A 17034-nucleotide genomic window follows, 5' to 3' on the forward strand; every position below is an offset into this window, starting at 1 on the left:
AGGATCAGGCTCATCCTCCGGCCGGGAGTTCGCTGAGCACGACGGTGACCGTGCGCCTGGTGCCGTCCGGCTGCATCAGCTCGACCCGGGCCTTGTCGCCCGGTTTGAGCGTCACCAGGATCTGCGACAGGGCGCTGGCGGTGGGCGTGGACGTGCCGTTGACCTTCACGATCACGTCGCCGGGGCGGATGCCGGCCTTGTCCGCGCCGCCCCCGGGGGACACCGAGCCGACGGCCACGCCGATCGGGTTGCCGTCCGCGTCGACCGCCGTGCCGACCCGTACGCCGAGGGCCGCCCGATGGCTGTTGACGACCCGGCCGTACTGGATGATCTGGCGGGCGATGTCGGTCGCGGTGTCGCTCGGGATCGCGAAGCCGAGGCCGGGCGCGGCGCCCAGGTTGGGATCGACGGCGGCCAGCGTCGGGATGCCGATGACCTGGCCGGACAGGTCCACCAGCGCGCCGCCGCTGTTGCCGGGGTTGATGGGCGCGGAGGTCTGGATGGCGTTGGCGATGGTCGCGGCCCCGCCGCCGGCGTGCCGTTCGCCCGTCACGGTGCGGCCCAGGGCCGACACGATGCCCTGGGTCACGCTGCCGGAGAAGCCGAGCGGGTTGCCCATCGCGAGCACGATCTGCCCGACCTTGAGGTTCGCGGAGCGGCCGAAGGTCGCGGGCGTCAGCCCGTTCCTGTTCTCGACCTGGATGATCGCCAGGTCGCCGGGGGGATAGGAGCTCACCAGCCGGGCCTTCCTCGGCTTTCCGCCGGTCGCCAGCGTGACCTGGAACTCCGTGGCGGCGCCGACGACGTGGGCGTTCGTCAGGATGTGGCCGTCGGTGTCGTAGACGATGCCCGAGCCCAGCGCCTGTCCTGTGGTGATCTGCACGATCGACGGAAGGACCCTCTTGATGACCTGCTCATAGGTCGTCTCGAGCTCGATCGGGCGGGTCGGCACGGGCGTGGCCGTCCCCGTCTTCGGAGACGCCGTCGGAGAGGCGGTCTCGCCCGGGGCGGTTCCCGGCGCGCATCCCCCCGCGACCAGCGCGGCCACGGCCGGGGCGGCGACCGTACGGAGGACCTTCCGTGAGAGCTGCATAGTCCCCTGTCTACCTGCGCGAACAGTCGCCGCAAGGCGGCACGCCGGGACAAGCGCAGCTCATGACGGGTGCCCGGGACGCCTCATACCGGCTCAAGGGGAGTGTCGGTCTCAGCGTGCCGGTGGGCGGTCGGCTCCCAGCGCCCGTCGCATGGCGGATGCCAGGGCGGTGAGGGTGTCGGGGGCGGCATGGGGAGTGCGCCAGGCGATCACGTGGTCGGGACGGACCAACAAGGTGCCCTGGCCGCTGATGCCGCAGGCGTCGGTGGGCCGTGTCGTCGCCGAGGCGACCCGGCGGGGCAGGAGCGTCGCGTCAAGGAAGGCGCCGTGCGGATCCATCCGTCGTGCTGCTTGTACCCAGGCGCGACCTTCGGGCCCGGCGAGAAGCAGATAGCGGCCGTCGCGGACCAGGTCGAGGGTGGAGCCGGGCCCGTCCTGGCCGGCGAGAGGCACATGCGGCAGCCGGGTGCCGGGCTCGCCCCGCCAACGGTCCGGCTCCTGCGCCGCCGGTGGATCGGCGGCGGCCGGGTCGTCACCGGATATGGGGTAGCGGTAGCCGATGGCCACAGCCGCCTCACTGAGCAGCGGACGGTCCTCGACCGGGACCCGGGCGCGGGCGCGGGCGCGCAGCAGCGCCTGCTCCACCGTAATTCGGCCCACCGCGGCGCTCGGGCTCGTAGTCCTCCAGCAGCCGCCCGGCCGACGCGGTAGGAGTCGGCCACCCAGCCGCCCATCTGCCAGGGGCGGCGTCCGGTGAGCCTGAAGCGCGAGGGCGGCAGCCCGAGCGCGCGTGAGACGATCTCGCGGCACCGTTGGATGTCGAACGTCGCCGGATCGTCGAGCGCGGGGTCATAGGTCACCGACACCGTCCCGTGGTCCTGTGCGGTGTTCCAGGACAGGAACGCATGGTCGGGCGGGCCGGTGAAGGCCAGGGCGAGCCGGCGGCCGTCGAGCATCCGGCGCAGGTCGGCCTGGAAGCCGATCTCCAATACGTGCGCGATCACCATGGCGCCGCTCCGGCCGATGCCCAGACTCTCGCGGACGGCGCTGCCGTTTCCGTCCGCGGCCAGCAGGTATTCGGCCGCCACGGTGTACGTGCCGCCGTCGGCGCCGCGTATCCGCGCCACGACCTGGTCGTCATTCCGGCGCAGTTCGACGAGGCGGTGGCCGAGACGCAGGTCGGCGCCGGCGGCGCGCGCGTGCGCGCGGACGACCTTCTCCAGGTCGGCCTGTTTGACGAAGGCGCTGGGGCAGGGGGAGACGCCGCTGAAGTCCTCCGCGGCCGGCAGCCTCCAGCGCCGCAACTCCGGGCCGGCGAGCGAGTGCAGTCTGGTCGAGAGCGGCCCTCGCCGGCCGGTGCCGACACCCGCGACGACCTGGCCGTTCTCCTGCGGGCCCTGGCCGAGCGCGTCGTCGACACACGGGCCAGCGGTATGCTGCGAGCCCTCAACGCCGAGGCCGCGGCCTTCCCCCGGCTGCACAGCCGCTACTTCGAGGAGATCGTCGCTCCCCGGCGGGAAGCCATGAACCGTGTTCTGCGACGCGGCGTGGAACGGGGGGAGGTCCGCCCGGACATCGACCCCGACCTGATCTCGGAACTCCTCGTCTCACCCCTCCTCGCCCGCATGGCATCGGGCAGCACGGACCAACTCGACCCTGAACGGGCCAGCCGGCTGATCATCGACCTGGTTCTCGACGGTGTAGGGGTCAGGGCCGTGGCCGAGTGCACCGGCACGGCCTAGTCGGCGAATATTCCTCTAGAATATGGTTCTACAAGGACCTAGCGCTGGAGGATCTTATGGCGATCGGGCTGAGCGAGGAGCACGAGGCGCTTCGCGAGTCGGTGACCGGATGGGCCGAGCGGGCCGTGCCCGCCGACCTCGTGCGAAGCACGGTGGGCGTCCTCGCCGATCCGGGAACGGAGGAGCGCCCGGCCTTCTGGCCCGCTCTCGCCGGCCAGGGGCTGCTCGGGCTGCACATCCCGGAGGAGTTCGGCGGCTCCGGCTACGGCCTCCTGGAGGCGGCCGTGGCGATCGAGGCGCTGTCGGAGCGGGTGGCGCCCGGGCCGATGGTGCCGACCGTGCTCGCCGGCGCCGCGATCCTCGCCTCCGAGGGCAAGGCCCAGGCCGACCTGCTGCCCGGGCTCGCGGACGGGTCGCTGGCCGGCGCGGTGGCGCTCGAGGCCGAGATCACCGGCGTCCGTGACGGCGACGCGCTGACGATCAGCGGCGCGGCCGGGTACGTCCTGGGCGCGGCGGTCGCCGACGTGCTGGTCCTGCCGGTGTCCACGGACGGCGGCGAGGAGTGGGTGGCCATCGACGCCGCCCAGGCGACGGTCACCGCGGTCAAGTCGCTCGACCTCACCCGTGGCGTGGCCAAGGTCGAGCTCGACGGCGTACGGGTGCCCGCCGAGCGGGTGCTGACCGGCCTGACCGGCGCCGAGGTGCGCAACGTGGCCGCGATCGTCCTCGGCGCGGACGCGGCCGGGGTGGCCGCCTGGTGCGTGTCCGCCGCCGCCGACTACGCGAAGGTCCGGGTGCAGTTCGGCCGCCCGATCGGCCAGTTCCAGGGCATCAAGCACAAGATCTCGCGGATGCTGGTGGCGCTGGAGCAGGCCCGGGCCACGGTCTGGGACGCCACCCGGGCGGAGGGCGCCGAGCGCGACTACGCCGCCGCGATCGCCGCCGTTATGGCGCCCGACGCGGCCGTGCAGTGCGCCAAGGACGCGATCCAGACGTTCGGCGGCATCGGCTACACCTTCGAGCACGACGCGCACCTGTACTACCGCCGGGCGCTGACCATCCGCGCACTGCTCGGCTCCTCCTCCGAGTGGTCCGACCGAGTGTCCGCGCTCGCGCTCCAGGGCGTCGCCAGGGAGATGGAGATCGACCTGCCGCAGGAGTCGGAGCCGCTGCGCGAGTCCATCCGGGCCGAGCTCGCCGAGATCGCCGCCCTGGAGGGCGTCGAGCAGAAGCGGGCCCTGGCCAAGGCCGGTTTCGTCATGCCGCACCTGCCCAAGCCCTGGGGTCGCGCGGCCTCTCCGCTGGAGCAGGTGCTCATCCACCAGGAGGTCAGGGCGGCCAAGATCAAGCCGCCGCAGATGATCATCGGTGCGTGGGTGGTGCCGTCGCTGGTCACGTACGGCACGCCGGAGCAGCAGGAGCGGTTCCTGCCGCCGACGCTGAGCGGCGAGCTGATCTGGTGCCAGCTCTTCTCGGAGCCGGGGGCGGGATCCGACCTCGCGTCGCTGCAGATGAAGGCGGAGAAGGTCGAGGGCGGCTGGAAGCTCAACGGCCAGAAGATCTGGACGTCGGTGGCGCACGTCGCCGAGTGGGCGATCTGCATCGCCAGGTCCGACACCTCGAAGCCGAAGCACGACGGCATCACGTACTTCCTCGTGAACATGAAGGCGCCGGGCGTCACCGTGCGGCCGCTGACCGAGATGACCGGGGAGAACCTCTTCAACGAGGTGTTCCTCGACGACGTCTTCGTGCCGGACGAGATGGTCGTCGGCGAGGTCAACGAGGGCTGGCGGGTCGCCAGGAACACGCTGTCGAACGAGCGGGTCTCGCTGTCGTCCGGCTCGGGCGGCACCGGCGCCTCGGTGCCCGACCTGCTCGGCCTGGCCGGCCGGCTGGGCCGCGAGCTCACCGCCGCCGAGCGGCAGGACCTCGCCCGCGTCGTCTGCGAGGCGCACTCGATCAACGCGCTGTCGCTGCGGGTGACCCTCAAGCAGCTCGCCGGGAGCGAGCCGGGCGCCGACGCGTCGGTGCGCAAGCTGCTGTCCACCGCGCACGCGCAGCACGTCTCCGAGGTGGCGGTCTCGCTGCTCGGCACGGCCGCCGTCACCGCCGCCGACTGGAAGCTCGGCGACGCCGGCTACTGGAACCGCGCCGTGCTCGCCACCCGCGCGATGACGATCTACGGCGGCACCACGGAGGTGCAGCTCAACATCATCGCCGAGCGCATGCTCGGCCTGCCCCGTGACCCGGAGCCGGGCAAGTAGCTCACAAGGCGCCGCTCACGCGGGCGCCCATGCGCCCGCGTGACCGGCGGTCACGGCGTGATCCGGCGGTAGGCGTGCCGCCAACCGCCGCAGGAGGTGATTGTGCGGGTGACCGTGTCCCGGTAGCAGACCTGGACCCCGACGTCCTGGGGAACGTCCTCCTCCCAGTCGTGGAAGTACAAGCGGGCGTAGCCGTCCGGCCCGCACTTCTTCAGCGTCCTGCTCCACGTGGTGTCCTCGGTGCGGACCTTCACGCGCAGGTAGGCGCACAGCCTGGCCGAGGAGTCCCGGTCATACAGCCGCGCCTCGAAGTTGAAGCTGCCATTGTCCTCGTCCTCCCACACCCGGCCGCGGACCATGGCCCGCGCGCCGTTCCGGTACGCCGAGTAGAAGGGCCCCCAGTCGGCGTCCAGGCCGATGTAGCTGGAGGCGGTGACTTCGCCGGGCGCGGCGGTCGGGGTGGCTTTGGGAGTCGGGGTGGCTTTGGGAGTCGAAGCGGTGTGGGGAGCGGCCGCGGTGGGAGCGGTGGGCGCGGCCTGGGCAGGGACGCTGAGCGCGGCCAGGCCGCCCGCGACGACGGCGAGGACGGCGAGACCGGTCAGGTGACGGGTCGAGCGGGGCATGTGATCCTCCGGTGCTACTGGGGCGCGCCGTGACGACCGGGCGGGCGGGGCGTGGGCGCCGCCGGGGAGTCGCGGCGGCCGTGTCCCAGTGGTACGGCCGAGCGCTTGCAGCGGCCTTGCCGCCCACTTTCGGCCTTGCCGGGCACAGGCCGCCGAGCGGATGTTGACGCGATCGAACGCCGGCAAGCCACGCCATTAGCCTGTACGACATGTGGCGGCCCTTCCGATTTGCGAGGCTTGGCTTCGCGGGGCGTGACGGCGCCGCCCCGGGGCCGGTGCTCGCGCGGACCGGGCCGGCCCTGCTCGGCCTGGCTCTCGGGGTGCTGGCGCTCGGGCCCGCTCTCGGGCCGGGGTTCGCGCTGCGCTACGACATGGTCTTCGTACCGAACCCGCCGCTGCGCCTCAATGACGGCTTCCCCCGGGCCGTGCCGAGCGACCAGGTCGTGGCGCTGCTGTCGGCCCTGCTGCCCGCGGAGATCGTGCAGAAGCTGATCCTGCTCGGGCTGTTCGTGCTTGCCGCGTCCGGGGCCGGGGCTCTCGCGCGCGACGTCCTGCCGGGAGGCGGGATCGTGCCCCGGCTGGCCGCGGCGGCGTTCTACGCCTGGAACGCATATCTGGCCCAGCGCCTGCTCATCGGCCAGTGGGCGCTGCTGCTCGGATACGCCGGGCTGCCGTGGGCCGTACGCGCAGCGGCGCGCGGCGGGACCGTGCGGCTCGCGGCGGCCCTCCTGCCCGCCGCCGCGGGCGGGTTCCAGGCCATGCTCGTCAGCGCCCTGACCGTGCTCCCGGTGGCCGCGCTGCGTGGCCGGGGAGGCGGCGGGGGAGGACGGGCGCGGGCGGTGCTGTCATCGGTGGCGCCGTCGCTGGGCGTCGTCGCCGTGCTCAGCCTGCCGTGGCTCGTCCCCGCGCTCGTCCCGGTGCTGAGGGCGGACGCCGCCGCCGATCCGGCCGGGGTGGCCGCCTTCGCGCCCCGGGCGGACGGACCGTTCGGGACGCTCGGCAGCCTGCTCACGCTCGGCGGCATCTGGAACTCCCATGCGGTGGTGCCCGGACAGGACATGCCCGCGCTCGCCGCCGTCCGCCTCGCCCTCACCCTCGTCGCGGTCGCCGGGTTCGTACGGCTCGGGTTCGTACGGCGGCCCGCGTGGTGGCCCGGCCTGGCCGCGGCGGCGTGCGCCGGTGTCCTGATCGCGTGCGCCGGGGCCTTCGCGCCGGGCGTGCCGCGCGCCCTGATCGGCTGGTGGGCGGGGTTCGGCCCGCTCCGCGACGGCCAGGTGTACGTCGCGCCGTTCGCGCTGGCGCAGGCCGTGGGGGTCGCGGTGGCGGTGACGGCCCTCCGCGCCGCCATGCCGGCGCCGGTCGCGGCGGCCGCGGTGGCGGTGCCGGTGCTGGTCCTGCCGACGTTCGCGCTGGGGGCGTTCGGCAGGCTCGGGACGGCCGAGTATCCCGAGGAGTGGCGCCGGGTCCAGGCCGTCGTCAACGGGGACCCGGCACCGGGCGCGCTGCTGTCGCTGCCCTGGAGCGCCTACCGGGCGTTCTCCTGGAACGGCGGCCGGGTGGTCCTCGATCCCGCCACCAAGATGTTCGCCCGGCCGGTGGTGTGGAACGACGCGCTCGTCGTCGGCACGGGCGGCGGGGGACAGATCCGGGTGGCCGCCGAGAGCCCGCGCGCGCGGCGGATCGGCGCGCTGCTGGCCGGGCCCGCGGCGAGTCCGCTCACCGGGCCGCTGACCCGGGAGGGGGTGCGGTACGTGCTCGCCGGAGGAGTCGACGAGAACACGTTCTTGTCTCGGCTGCCGGGGGCGACCCCCGTCTACAGGGGCCGCGAACTACTCCTGGTGCGCCTGTGAGCAGTCAAGACCGGCGACTCGCGGCATACTGGACAGTAAGTCTTTTTATCACGGTTTGACCAAGGCTATGGTGTAGGAGCTGTATCACGTTCTAATCTCGGCGCACCCGCGCGTTCGAACTGTGGAGGAGGAAGCATCCGTGTTGAAGGTGCTGGCTGCTCTCGCGGTCGGGGCCGTGCTCGCCGGCGTCGCCTCCGTGGCGGTCGTCAACGTGGCCGCGCCCACCGCTGAACCGCCGAACAAGCCGCTCTACAACTACGGCGACAGGTGAGCGCACCAGACCTGACGTCCGTTCCATAAGGACTCCCTCGAAAAGGACTCCCCGCGAAGACCCAGTTCGTCAGGGGCGTGGTTTCGCCATGCCCTCATGCGTCCGTGCCCCGATTCGCCCGCACCGCCTCACCCCGCCGCGTACCGGGACCACCCGTGCCGGCGGCCGCGTCCCGCGGTGCCCCCTCGAACTCGCCGCCGAGACGCGTCACCTCGAAGGAGTGGTCGTGGTCGCACAGGGTGCGAAGGCGAAGTCCTCGGGGCGCCCGGCCCCTCTTCCCGAGCCGTCCGACAGGCCGCATCTGGCGGCCACCGGCACAGGTACGGCTCCCACCGCCGTTCCCCTGCTCGACGGCGTGCGCGTGGCCGTGCTGAACTTCCGCGAACCGAGCCAGACCGTCGCGGGCGGCGCGGAGGAGTACGCCTGGCGGGTCGCCGCCTACCTCGTCGGCCAGGGGGCGCGCGTCCACTTCGTCACCAGCCGGGAGCGGTACCAGACCCGCGGCGAGTCGCGCGACGGGATCGAACTGCGCAGGATGGGCAACAAATATCTGGTCTACCTTCTCGTCCCGCTCTGGCTGCTGCTGCGCCGCCGCCGGTTCGACGTCATCATCGACTGCATGAACGGCATCCCGTTCTTCTCGCCGGTCGTGGCACGCCGCCGTACGCGGGTGATCTGCGTGGTCCACCACGTGCACGACCGGCAGTTCTACGCCTTCTTCCCCCGGTGGCTGGCGCGAATCGGCTGCTTCATCGAGGGGCCGGTGGCGCGGCTGCTCTACCGCCGGTGCACCACGGTGACGGTCTCCGAGTCCTCCCGCGACGAACTGCGGGAGCGCCTCCGCTGGCTGGCCCCCATCGAGGTGGTGCCCAACGGCAGCCCGACCGCCAGGCCCGTCGCGAGGGAGCCGGTGCCGGGCAGGCCGGCCGTCGTCTACCTCGGCCGCCTGGTCGGCCACAAGCGCGTCGAGCGGGTGGTCGAGCTCGCCGCGGAGCTGGCGCCCTGCCGTCCCGGCCTGCACGTGCACGTCGTCGGGCGGGGCCCCGAGCATGACCGGCTGGCCGCGCGGGCGGGCAGGCCCGACGTGGCGGGGCGCGTCCACCTGCACGGATTCCTGCCGGAGGCGGAGAAGAACGCGGTGCTGAGCGGCGCCAGGCTGAACGTCACGGCCTCGGAGTTCGAGGGCTGGGGGCTGACCGTGATCGAGGCGGCGGCGCTCGGCGTGCCCACCGTCGCCTACGACGTGGCCGGCCTGCGCGACTCCGTACGGCACGGCGTGACGGGGTGGCTGGTGCGCGACGGCGAGCGGCTCGCCGACGTGGTCGGCCAGGCGCTGCGGGAGCTGGACGATCCCCTGACGAGGGCGCGGATGGCCCGGGCGTGCCGTCGCTGGGCGGGCGAGTTCACCTGGGGGAAGACGGGGGCGGCCATGACCAGACTGGTGGCGGGCGAGCTCGGCCGGCTCCCCGTGCACACCCCCGGCGACGACCCTGAGAAGTCCTGAGCGCGCCCGTGTCCGTTGACGTCTCGGTCCAGCCGCGGGAGCCCGGTCCCACCCGGGAGGGGGTGACCCGCACGCCAGGGGAGACCGCCGGGGCCGCGGAGACGGTCCCCGCCGCTCTTCCCGCACCGCCGGGCCGGGGGCTGCGGCACCGGCTCCGGCTGCTGGCGGGCTGCCTGCTGCTCGCGGCCGTCGCCTTCAACACCGCGCCCGGCGCGGTGATCTCCGAGACCAAGCTCGACATGGCGGTGAACCCCCTGGGGTTCCTCTCGCGCGCGCTGCACCTGTGGGATCCGGCCTACTTCGGCCACCTGCAGAACCAGGCGTACGGCTATCTCTTCCCGATGGGGCCGTTCTACGCGCTCTTCCGGGCCATGGACATGCCCGCCTGGGACATCCAGCGGCTCTGGATGTCGCTCGTGCTGTGCGCGGCGTTCCTCGGGACCGAGCGGCTGGCCCGGGCGATGGCAATCGGCTCGCCCGGCACCCGGATCCTCGGCGCGCTCGCCTACGCCCTCGCCCCGCACGCGCTGGCCCTGATCGGGATCAACTCCTCGGAGTTCCAGCCGAGCGCCGTGCTGCCGTGGGTGCTGCTGCCGCTGGTGAAGGGCACGCGGGAGGGGACGAGCCCGCGCCGGGCCGCCGCGCTGTCGGCCGCCGCGTTCCTGTTCGCGGGCGGCGTCAACGCGGCGGCCGAGCTGGCCGTGCTCGTCGTGCCGCTCCTCTACCTGCTCACCCGCCGCCACGGCGGGCGTACGTGGGCACTGCTCGGCTGGTGGCTGCTGTTCGTCGGCCTCGTGTCGATGTGGTGGCTCGTCCCGCTGCTGCTGCTCGGGCGCTACATCTTCTCGTTCCTGCCGTTCATCGAGACGGCCTCGGCGACCACCAGCGTCACCTCACTGGTGAACGCCCTGCGCGGCACGTCGAGCTGGATCTCGTTCCTGCCGGTGGACGGGCAGCCGTGGCTGCCGGCGGCCTACGACCAGGCGACCGTGCCGTGGCTGGTCGCCGCGACGGCGCTGGTCGCCGGACTCGGGCTGACCGGCGTCGTCCGCAGGGCAACCCCCGAGCGGACGTTCCTGGTCCTGAGCGTGATCGCGGGCCTGCTGATCGTCACCGCGGGCCACGCGGGCGACCTCGCCCACCCCTGGACCGGCCAGGTGAGGGACCTGCTCGACGGGCCGCTCGCGCCCTTCCGCAACCTGCACAAGTTCGACGCGCTGATCCGGCTGCCGCTGGCGCTCGGCCTGGCCGCGCTTCCGGTCGCGGGACCGGTGCGCCTGCGCAGGCCGGTCACCGCGGTGGCGGCCGGGCTGCTCGCGCTCACGCTCGTGCCGGTCGGGACGGCCGGGGTGACCGCCCGCGGCTCCTTCGCGGACCTCCCCGCCTACTGGCGGCAGGCGGCGGACTGGCTGAACCGCAACGCGGGCGACGGCATGGTGCTCGCCATGCCCGGCTCGGCGCGCGGCGAGTACCTGTGGGGCCGCCCGCTCGACGAGCCCATGCAGTCGCTGCTCACCGTGCGCTGGGCCACCCACGCCAACGTGCCGTGGGGATCGCCCGGCCTGGCCCGGATCGTGCAGGCGGTGGACGAGCGCTTCGCCACCGGGCACGGCTCGCCCGGCCTGACCGAGGCCCTGCGCCGCGCCGGGGTGACCTACCTGCTCATCCGCAACGACCTGGTCAGGGAGACGCTCGGGACCGCCTGGCCCGCCCGGGTGCACCAGACCCTGCAGGACTCCGGGCTGTCCAGGACCGCCGAGTTCGGGCCGCTGGTCGGCCTGACCGCGAACGGCACCGCCTCGGGCTGGCTCGACCAGCCCTACCCGGCGCTGGAGGTCTACAAGATCCCCGGAACGGCCCCGCTCGCCTCGACCGTGCCCCGCGCAGGCACGCTGCACGTGGAGGGCGCTCCCGAGGCCGTGCTCGACATGGCCGAGGAGGGACTGCTCACCGGCGACCGCCCGGTGCTCGTGGGAGACGAGCCGGGCGCGGCGGCGATCCCCGCCCGCGACACGATCCTCACCGACACCCTGCGCAAACGGGACATCGTGTTCGGTGACGTACGGCGCATCGCGTCGGCCACGCTGCCGGACAACCAGGACCCTGTCACCACCGACCTCACCGATCCGGCCTGGTCGGCGGCCACCTCGACCGCCCGCTACCTCGACGTGAAGGACGTCACCGCCTCGTCGGCCGACTCCGCCGTCACGGCCGCCGTGGGCCAGCGCGACCCGGGGCGGCAGCCGTACGCCGCGCTCGACGAGGACCCGCGCACGGGGTGGCGGTCGGACGGCTGGAACGGCGCGGTCGGGGAGTGGCTCGAAGTCCGCTTCACCGGCCAGGTGGACCTGACCGAGATCTCGGCGGCCTTCGAGCAGGGGGCGATCGGCCCGCCGGTGACCGAGGTCGCGCTGGAGACCGAGCGCGGTGTCAGCCGAGCGGCGGTGGCGTGGACCGACGCGCTCCAGCCGCTGCGCCCGGTGCCGGGGAAGAGCTCGTGGCTGCGGATCCGGGTGACCAGGCTCGCGTACGAGCCGAAAACCGCGCTCGGCAGCCGGGTCGGCATCACCGACCTGCGCATCCCCGGCGTGCGGGCGGTACGCACGATCTCGGTGCCGGACACATCCGACACGGGCACCGGCACGGGCGACCCGGGCGCCGTGCTGCTCACCAAGCAGGGGGACGCCGACGCGTGCATGCGGGGCTCGGTCACCTGGACCTGCTCCTCCCGGCTGCAGATCCTCGGGGAGGACGGCTACGGGTTCGACCGGCTCATCCCGGTGGCGCGCGACGGCGTGCGCACGGTGCGCGGGCAGGCCGTGCTCACCGATCCGAAGGCGGCGGATCTGATCACCACGCTGCCGAACCAGTATCCGCACGTCAGCGCGTCGTCCACGGCGACCGAGCACGGGGCCGTGCTGGGCCGCCAGGCGATGGACGGCGACCCCTCGACGCTGTGGTACGCCCAGCCGTTCGACCGGCGTCCGACGCTGTCGATCGACCTGGGCAGGACCCGGACGTTCTCCCGGATCCGGGTGCTGTTCCCCGACTCGGCGCAGGGCATCCCGCCGGTGAAGCTCACGCTGCGCGCCGGAGAGCGAGCGGTGCAGGGGTGGGTGGACCGCGACGGCGTGTTCACGTTCCCCGCGCTGAAGACGCGGAAGTTCACCATCGAGTTCACCGCGCCCGCCTCCCGCGCGATCGAGGTGGCCGAGATCGCCATCCCCGGGGTGAAGCCCCTCGGCGGCCTCGGCGCCATCCCGCTGCGGCTGCCCTGCGGCTACGGCCCGACGCTGCGGGTGGACGGCGACGACGTGCCGACCCGGGTGGTCGGCGGCACGCTCGACGACGTGCTCAACGGCCGTCCGCTGACCTACTCCGGGTGCGCGCCCGTGCACCTGACCGAGGGCCGCAGCCGGGTCAGCGTGGCGCCGAGCGACGCCTTCCGCGTGCGCTCGGTGGTGCTGGACGACGGAGCCGGAACCGGCCGCGCGGCGGTGACGGCGACCCCCGCCACGGTGACGTCGTGGGGGCCGCAGGAGCGCCGTCTCCGGGTCACCGCCGCCGCGCCCTCCTACCTGGTGGTCAACGAGAACTACAACGCCGGCTGGCAGGCGTACCTCGACGGCGCGCGGCTGACCCCGGCACGGCTCGACGGCTGGCGGCAGGCCTGGGAACTGCCGGCCGGCGGCGGCGAGGTGGTGCTGCGCTACGAGCCCGACCCGGCCTACCGCATCGCGCTGCTCGCCGGGCTGGGCCTGGCCCTCGTGGTGGTGGCCCTGGCGCTGGTGCGCGGCCGGTCGCGGCTGCGCGCCGTGGGACCGGGCCGCGTCCGCGCGCCCTGGGTGTGGATCGCGGCGCCGCTCGCCGGACTGTGGGCCGGGGGCGTGGCGGGCGCGGTCGTCGTCGCCGCCGCGCTGGCGGCGTTCCTGTGGCTGCGCGGGATCGCCGGCGCCCAGCACGCCGGTCCGAGCCGCCTGCGGGCCTTCGCCCGTCACGCCGCCTCCGCGTGGGTGGCGCTCGTCGCGCTCGGCCTCGCCGGGCTCGCCCAGGCCGCCGGGCAGGGCCTGGCCGCCGACGTGCTCTGCCTCGTCGTGCTCGCCCGGCTGCTGGCCGCCGTACGAGACGGTGCCGTCCGCGACCAGGCGGGGGTAGGCCGATGACGGGCGCGTTCGTGCGGCTTCGGCGCACGCTCCTCCTGGCGGGCATCGCCTTCCTGATCACCGTGGGGGCGCTGTTCCACTTCTACGTCTATCCGCGGACCACGGTCCTGCCGCTGGAGCAGACGCGCGTCCAGCGGCTCGTCTCGCCCTCGGCCACCTACCTCGACACCGCCACCTTCCGCCTGCACAGGAACGTGCCGGTGCAGAACACGGTGGCCGTCTACGGCGATCCGCAGGCGGGTGACGACCGTACGGCCGTCTGGGTGGAGTTCTCCTCGCTCGACACCCGGGACGGCGAGCGCGTCGACTACCACGAGCGCCGCACGGCCTTCGACCGGCGGACCGGCCTGGCCGTCGAGTGCTGCGGGGAGTACGTCGACGACGACCCCGGCGTACGGCAGACCGGGCTGGCCTTCCGCCTGCCCGCCGGGGCCGAGCCGCGCTCGTACACCATGTTCGACCCGGTGCTGCGGCGGGAGGCCCCGATGCGGTTCGAGCGCGAGGAGACCGTCGAGGGCGTGCCGACCTACCGCTACACCTACTCGGCCGGCCCGGTGAAGACGGCCGACCTGCCCGGCCCGGTGCCCGGCACGACGGTCGGAATGCCGGACGAGGAGCGGGTCGCCGTGGCGAGGTACACCGAGATCACCCGCACGATCTGGGTCGAGCCGGAGAGCGGGCTGACCGTGCGCACCCAGGAGCGGCGGCGCGACACCCTGCGCACGCCCGACCAGGTCGAGCGGCAGGTCGCCTTCGACGCCGACCTGACGACGAGCGGCGCCGAGGTGCGCGCCTTCGCGGACGAGGCGGCCAGGTTCCGCCGGTGGATCCTGCTGACGCGCGAGTGGATCCCGCTGGCGTGCGGCCTGCTCGCCGCCGTGCTCGCCGTGGTGCTCGCCGTCGTCTCCCGGGTCGCGACCCGGCCGGGGAGGTCAGCGGCGGCGCAGCACCAGCAGCAGGTTCCAGGTCACGATCTCGCGAACGCCGGGTAGATGGATCACCGGGGTCGCCCAGCGAGGGTGGTAGCGCGGCAGGGCGTCGACGAGGTCGGCGCCGGGATGCCGCCTGGCCCACGCGAGCGCCCGGGCCACCGAGACGGCGTACAGGCTCGTGCCGTACACGTTCTTGGGGGAGCGGCCGTGGCGGCGCGCGTAGCGGCGTGCGGCGTGGTGCCCGCCCAGGTAGTGCCACGGCGAGGTCTCGTGGCCGCCCCAGGGCGACAGCCAGTTGGTGAACGACAGGTAGACGATGCCGCCCGGCCGGGTCACCCGCACCATCTCGTCGCCCATCCGCCACGGATCGGGCACGTGCTCCAGCACGTTGGAGGAGAAGCAGACGTCGACGGAGCCGGTCTTCAGCGGCAGGTCGAGGGCGCTGCCGAGCACCGCGCCGTCGGGGATGGCGCCGGTGCGGGCGCTCATCTCCCCGGCGTCGCAGTCGACGCACACCGGCCGCGCGCCCACGGCGCGCAGCGCGTCGGTGAAGTAGCCGGGCCCGCCGCCGACGTCCGCGACGAGCGCGCCGTCGAGGTCGGCGTACGCCGCGAGCTGGGCGACGGTGTCACGGGCGAGCAGGCCGTAGAAGAAGTCGGGGTCGGTCTGCTCCTTGCGGAAGGCGCTGAACAGGCGAATCGAACGGGCCAGGTCGGCGCGGAACGGCTCGGCGTGCACGACGTCCCTCTCCTGTCGGGTGCGCCGGAGCATAACACCCCCTTTGTCCCACGGCGCTGGGAGAATCCCGATGACTCAGATCGTGCGTACCGGACGGCCCGGCATCGCGCTGCCGGCATGGCGGGCGAGCCTGGCGAATCCCGTAATGATCGCGGCGGTCCTGCTGGTCGTGGCGTCGCTGGCGGTCCGGATCCCCGTCCTGACGTCCTCCTCCTTCGTCGAGGACGACTTCCTGTTCGTGGGTGACGCCTACGAGCACTCCCTCACGTTCGACTTCCTGTTCCGCGTCCACAAGGGCCACCTGATGCCGGGGGCACTCGGGCTCACCTGGGTGCTGTCGCGGCTGTCGCCGTACGACTGGCTGCTGGTCTCGGCGGTCACGTTCGCGGTCCAGGCGGCCGTGGCGGTCATGCTGCTGCGGCTGCTCGTGCGGCTGTTCGGCACGCGGCCCGGGATCCTGCTGCCGCTCACCTTCGCCCTGTTCTCGCCGCTGACGGTGCCGGCCTTCGGCTGGTGGTCGGCCGCGATCAACGCGGTGCCGCTCCAGTTCACGATGGTCATGGCCCTGGCGGCCCAGGTCAGGTGGGCCGGGGAGGGCGGGGCGCGGCACGCCCGGTGGGCCTTCTACTGGGTCCTGGCCGGCATGGCGTTCAGCACGAAGGGAGTCTTCGTCCCGTTCCTGCTGTTCGCGCTCACCACGTCGCACCTGCGGCCGTGGGCGGGCCCGTGGATCGCGCTCATGCTGCGCGAGCTGCGCTCCCACTGGCGCCTGTGGGGCTCGTACGTGCTGCTGATGGGCGGATACGCGGCGCTGTACCTGGCCCGCCGCGGCACCGCGCCGGGTGAGGGCGCGGCCGTCCCCGCGCCGGGCAACGCGGCGGACCTGCTGGGCCGCCTGCTCGGCCAGGTCTTCCCGGCCGGGGTGGTCGGCGGGCCGCTGACGTGGGGCCCGGTGCTGCCCAACGGCGGTCTTGCCGACCCCAGCCCGCTGCTGGTGGCCGCCGGATGGGCCGTGCTCGCCGCCCTGGTGGTCGGCACCGTGCTGTGGCGGCGGCGGGCCGCGCGCGCCTGGCTGATCCTGGCGGGCTATCTGGTGGCCGCGGACGGCGTGCCCACGGCGATCGCGCGGGGCACCGGGCTCACCCAGGTCGTCGGCTCGGAGACCCGCTACGTCGCGGACGCCGCGATCGTGCTCGCGGTCTGCCTGGGGCTCGCGCTGCTGCCCCTCCGGGACGAGGCCGAGCCCTACCGGCGGCCGGTTCCCGCAGGGAGCGGGCTGCCGACGGCGGCGGGGCTGCTCGCGGGCGCCTACCTCGCGATGTCGATCGTGTCGATCCAGAACTACCGCGACACGCTGTCGGGAGACCGGGTGCGGGCCTACCTGGCCGCCGTACGGGCCTCCCTCGCCAAGGCGCCGGACACGGCCGTGATCTACTCCAGCCCGCTTCCCGAGGACATCGTGCTGCCGTGGAACGGCAACCGCAGGCTCAGCCACCACCTGCTGGCCCCGCTCGCGCGCCCCGCGCTGCGCGCCCGGATGCGCGTGCCCGAGCCGTCGGAGCACGCGCTCGTCTTCGACGGCAAGGGCAGGCTCGCGCCGGCCGAGGTGAAGGCGTCGATCGGGGTGGTGCCGCCGGGTGAACGCCCGTGCTTCCCGCTCCTCGGCGACGCGATCTTCTTTCCCGACGTCGTGTCCTTCGGCGGGCCGGGGCCGGTCGCCGGGCTGGCCTACACCGCCAAGCGCGCCGGCACCGGCAGCTACGAGATGAGCGGGCAGCGGGGGCAACTGCGGTTCCACGCCACCGGATCCGGTGGCGCGCTGGTGGAGTTCCCCGTCACGGCCATCGGCAAGGG

11 protein-coding genes and 1 pseudogene are annotated in these 17034 nt (G+C 73.7%); 7 read left to right on the top strand and 5 right to left on the bottom strand.

Annotated features, from left to right (window positions below):
* Positions 1–10 precede the first annotated feature (10 nt).
* From Msi02_RS11565 to Msi02_RS44495, 3 genes and pseudogenes are all read right to left on the bottom strand, one after another.
* Positions 11–1093, bottom strand: a complete 1083-nt coding sequence (locus Msi02_RS11565) for a S1C family serine protease (protein ID WP_204048336.1) — start codon at positions 1091–1093, stop codon at positions 11–13.
* 111 nt (positions 1094–1204) lie between these two features.
* Positions 1205–1753 (bottom strand): aromatic-ring hydroxylase C-terminal domain-containing protein, encoded by a 549-nt coding sequence (locus tag Msi02_RS43135; RefSeq protein WP_239108313.1) that lies wholly within the window; start codon positions 1751–1753, stop codon positions 1205–1207.
* Between the two features lie 95 nt (positions 1754–1848).
* Positions 1849–2397: pseudogene (locus Msi02_RS44495) on the bottom strand (FAD-dependent monooxygenase); the annotation flags it as partial.
* Between the two features lie 18 nt (positions 2398–2415).
* On the opposite strand from Msi02_RS44495, the gene Msi02_RS44500 reads away from it, so the two are divergent.
* Together Msi02_RS44500 and Msi02_RS11580 are read left to right on the top strand one after the other, a co-directional pair.
* Positions 2416–2835, top strand: coding sequence for a TetR-like C-terminal domain-containing protein (locus tag Msi02_RS44500; RefSeq protein ID WP_204048338.1), 420 nt, complete (start codon positions 2416–2418; stop codon positions 2833–2835).
* Between the two features lie 56 nt (positions 2836–2891).
* A complete protein-coding gene (locus tag Msi02_RS11580; protein WP_204048339.1) occupies positions 2892–5099 on the top strand; it encodes an acyl-CoA dehydrogenase family protein in 2208 nt (735 codons plus the stop codon).
* 50 nt (positions 5100–5149) lie between these two features.
* Here Msi02_RS11580 and Msi02_RS11585 read toward each other — a convergent pair whose 3' ends face one another.
* Positions 5150–5722: a hypothetical protein gene (locus Msi02_RS11585; RefSeq protein ID WP_204048340.1), complete on the bottom strand. Its 573-nt coding sequence runs from the start codon at positions 5720–5722 to the stop codon at positions 5150–5152.
* A 209-nt stretch (positions 5723–5931) separates the two neighbouring features.
* On the opposite strand from Msi02_RS11585, the gene Msi02_RS11590 reads away from it, so the two are divergent.
* The 5 genes from Msi02_RS11590 to pgfA all read left to right on the top strand — a co-directional run bounded on the left by Msi02_RS11590 (position 5932) and on the right by pgfA (position 14502).
* Positions 5932–7572 carry an MmpA family trehalose lipid delivery protein gene (locus Msi02_RS11590; protein ID WP_204048341.1) on the top strand — a complete coding sequence of 547 codons (1641 nt, stop codon included), beginning with the start codon at positions 5932–5934 and terminating at the stop codon, positions 7570–7572.
* A 139-nt stretch (positions 7573–7711) separates the two neighbouring features.
* The gene (locus tag Msi02_RS43920) at positions 7712–7843 is read left to right on the top strand and encodes a hypothetical protein (RefSeq protein WP_256862666.1); all 132 of its coding nucleotides are present in this window, start codon (positions 7712–7714) and stop codon (positions 7841–7843) included.
* Between the two features lie 226 nt (positions 7844–8069).
* Entirely contained in the window at positions 8070–9347 is a 1278-nt protein-coding gene (locus Msi02_RS11595; RefSeq protein ID WP_239108315.1) for a glycosyltransferase family 4 protein, read from the top strand.
* A gap of 8 nt (positions 9348–9355) precedes the next feature.
* Complete coding sequence (locus Msi02_RS11600; RefSeq protein WP_204048343.1) at positions 9356–13510, top strand: alpha-(1->3)-arabinofuranosyltransferase domain-containing protein; 4155 nt, start codon at positions 9356–9358, stop codon at positions 13508–13510.
* The gene (pgfA, locus tag Msi02_RS11605) at positions 13507–14502 is read left to right on the top strand and encodes a cell envelope lipid trafficking protein PgfA (RefSeq protein WP_204048344.1); all 996 of its coding nucleotides are present in this window, start codon (positions 13507–13509) and stop codon (positions 14500–14502) included. Before Msi02_RS11600 ends, pgfA begins: the two co-directional genes overlap by 4 nt.
* On the opposite strand, the gene Msi02_RS11610 is transcribed toward pgfA, so the two are convergent.
* Positions 14443–15213 (bottom strand): class I SAM-dependent methyltransferase, encoded by a 771-nt coding sequence (locus tag Msi02_RS11610; protein ID WP_204048345.1) that lies wholly within the window; start codon positions 15211–15213, stop codon positions 14443–14445. The two genes, pgfA and Msi02_RS11610, sit on opposite strands and share 60 nt — an antisense overlap.
* Positions 15214–17034 lie beyond the last annotated feature (1821 nt).

The organism is Microbispora siamensis (assembly GCF_016863095.1).
In the GTDB taxonomy this organism is placed as follows: Bacteria; Actinomycetota; Actinomycetes; order Streptosporangiales; family Streptosporangiaceae; genus Microbispora; species Microbispora siamensis.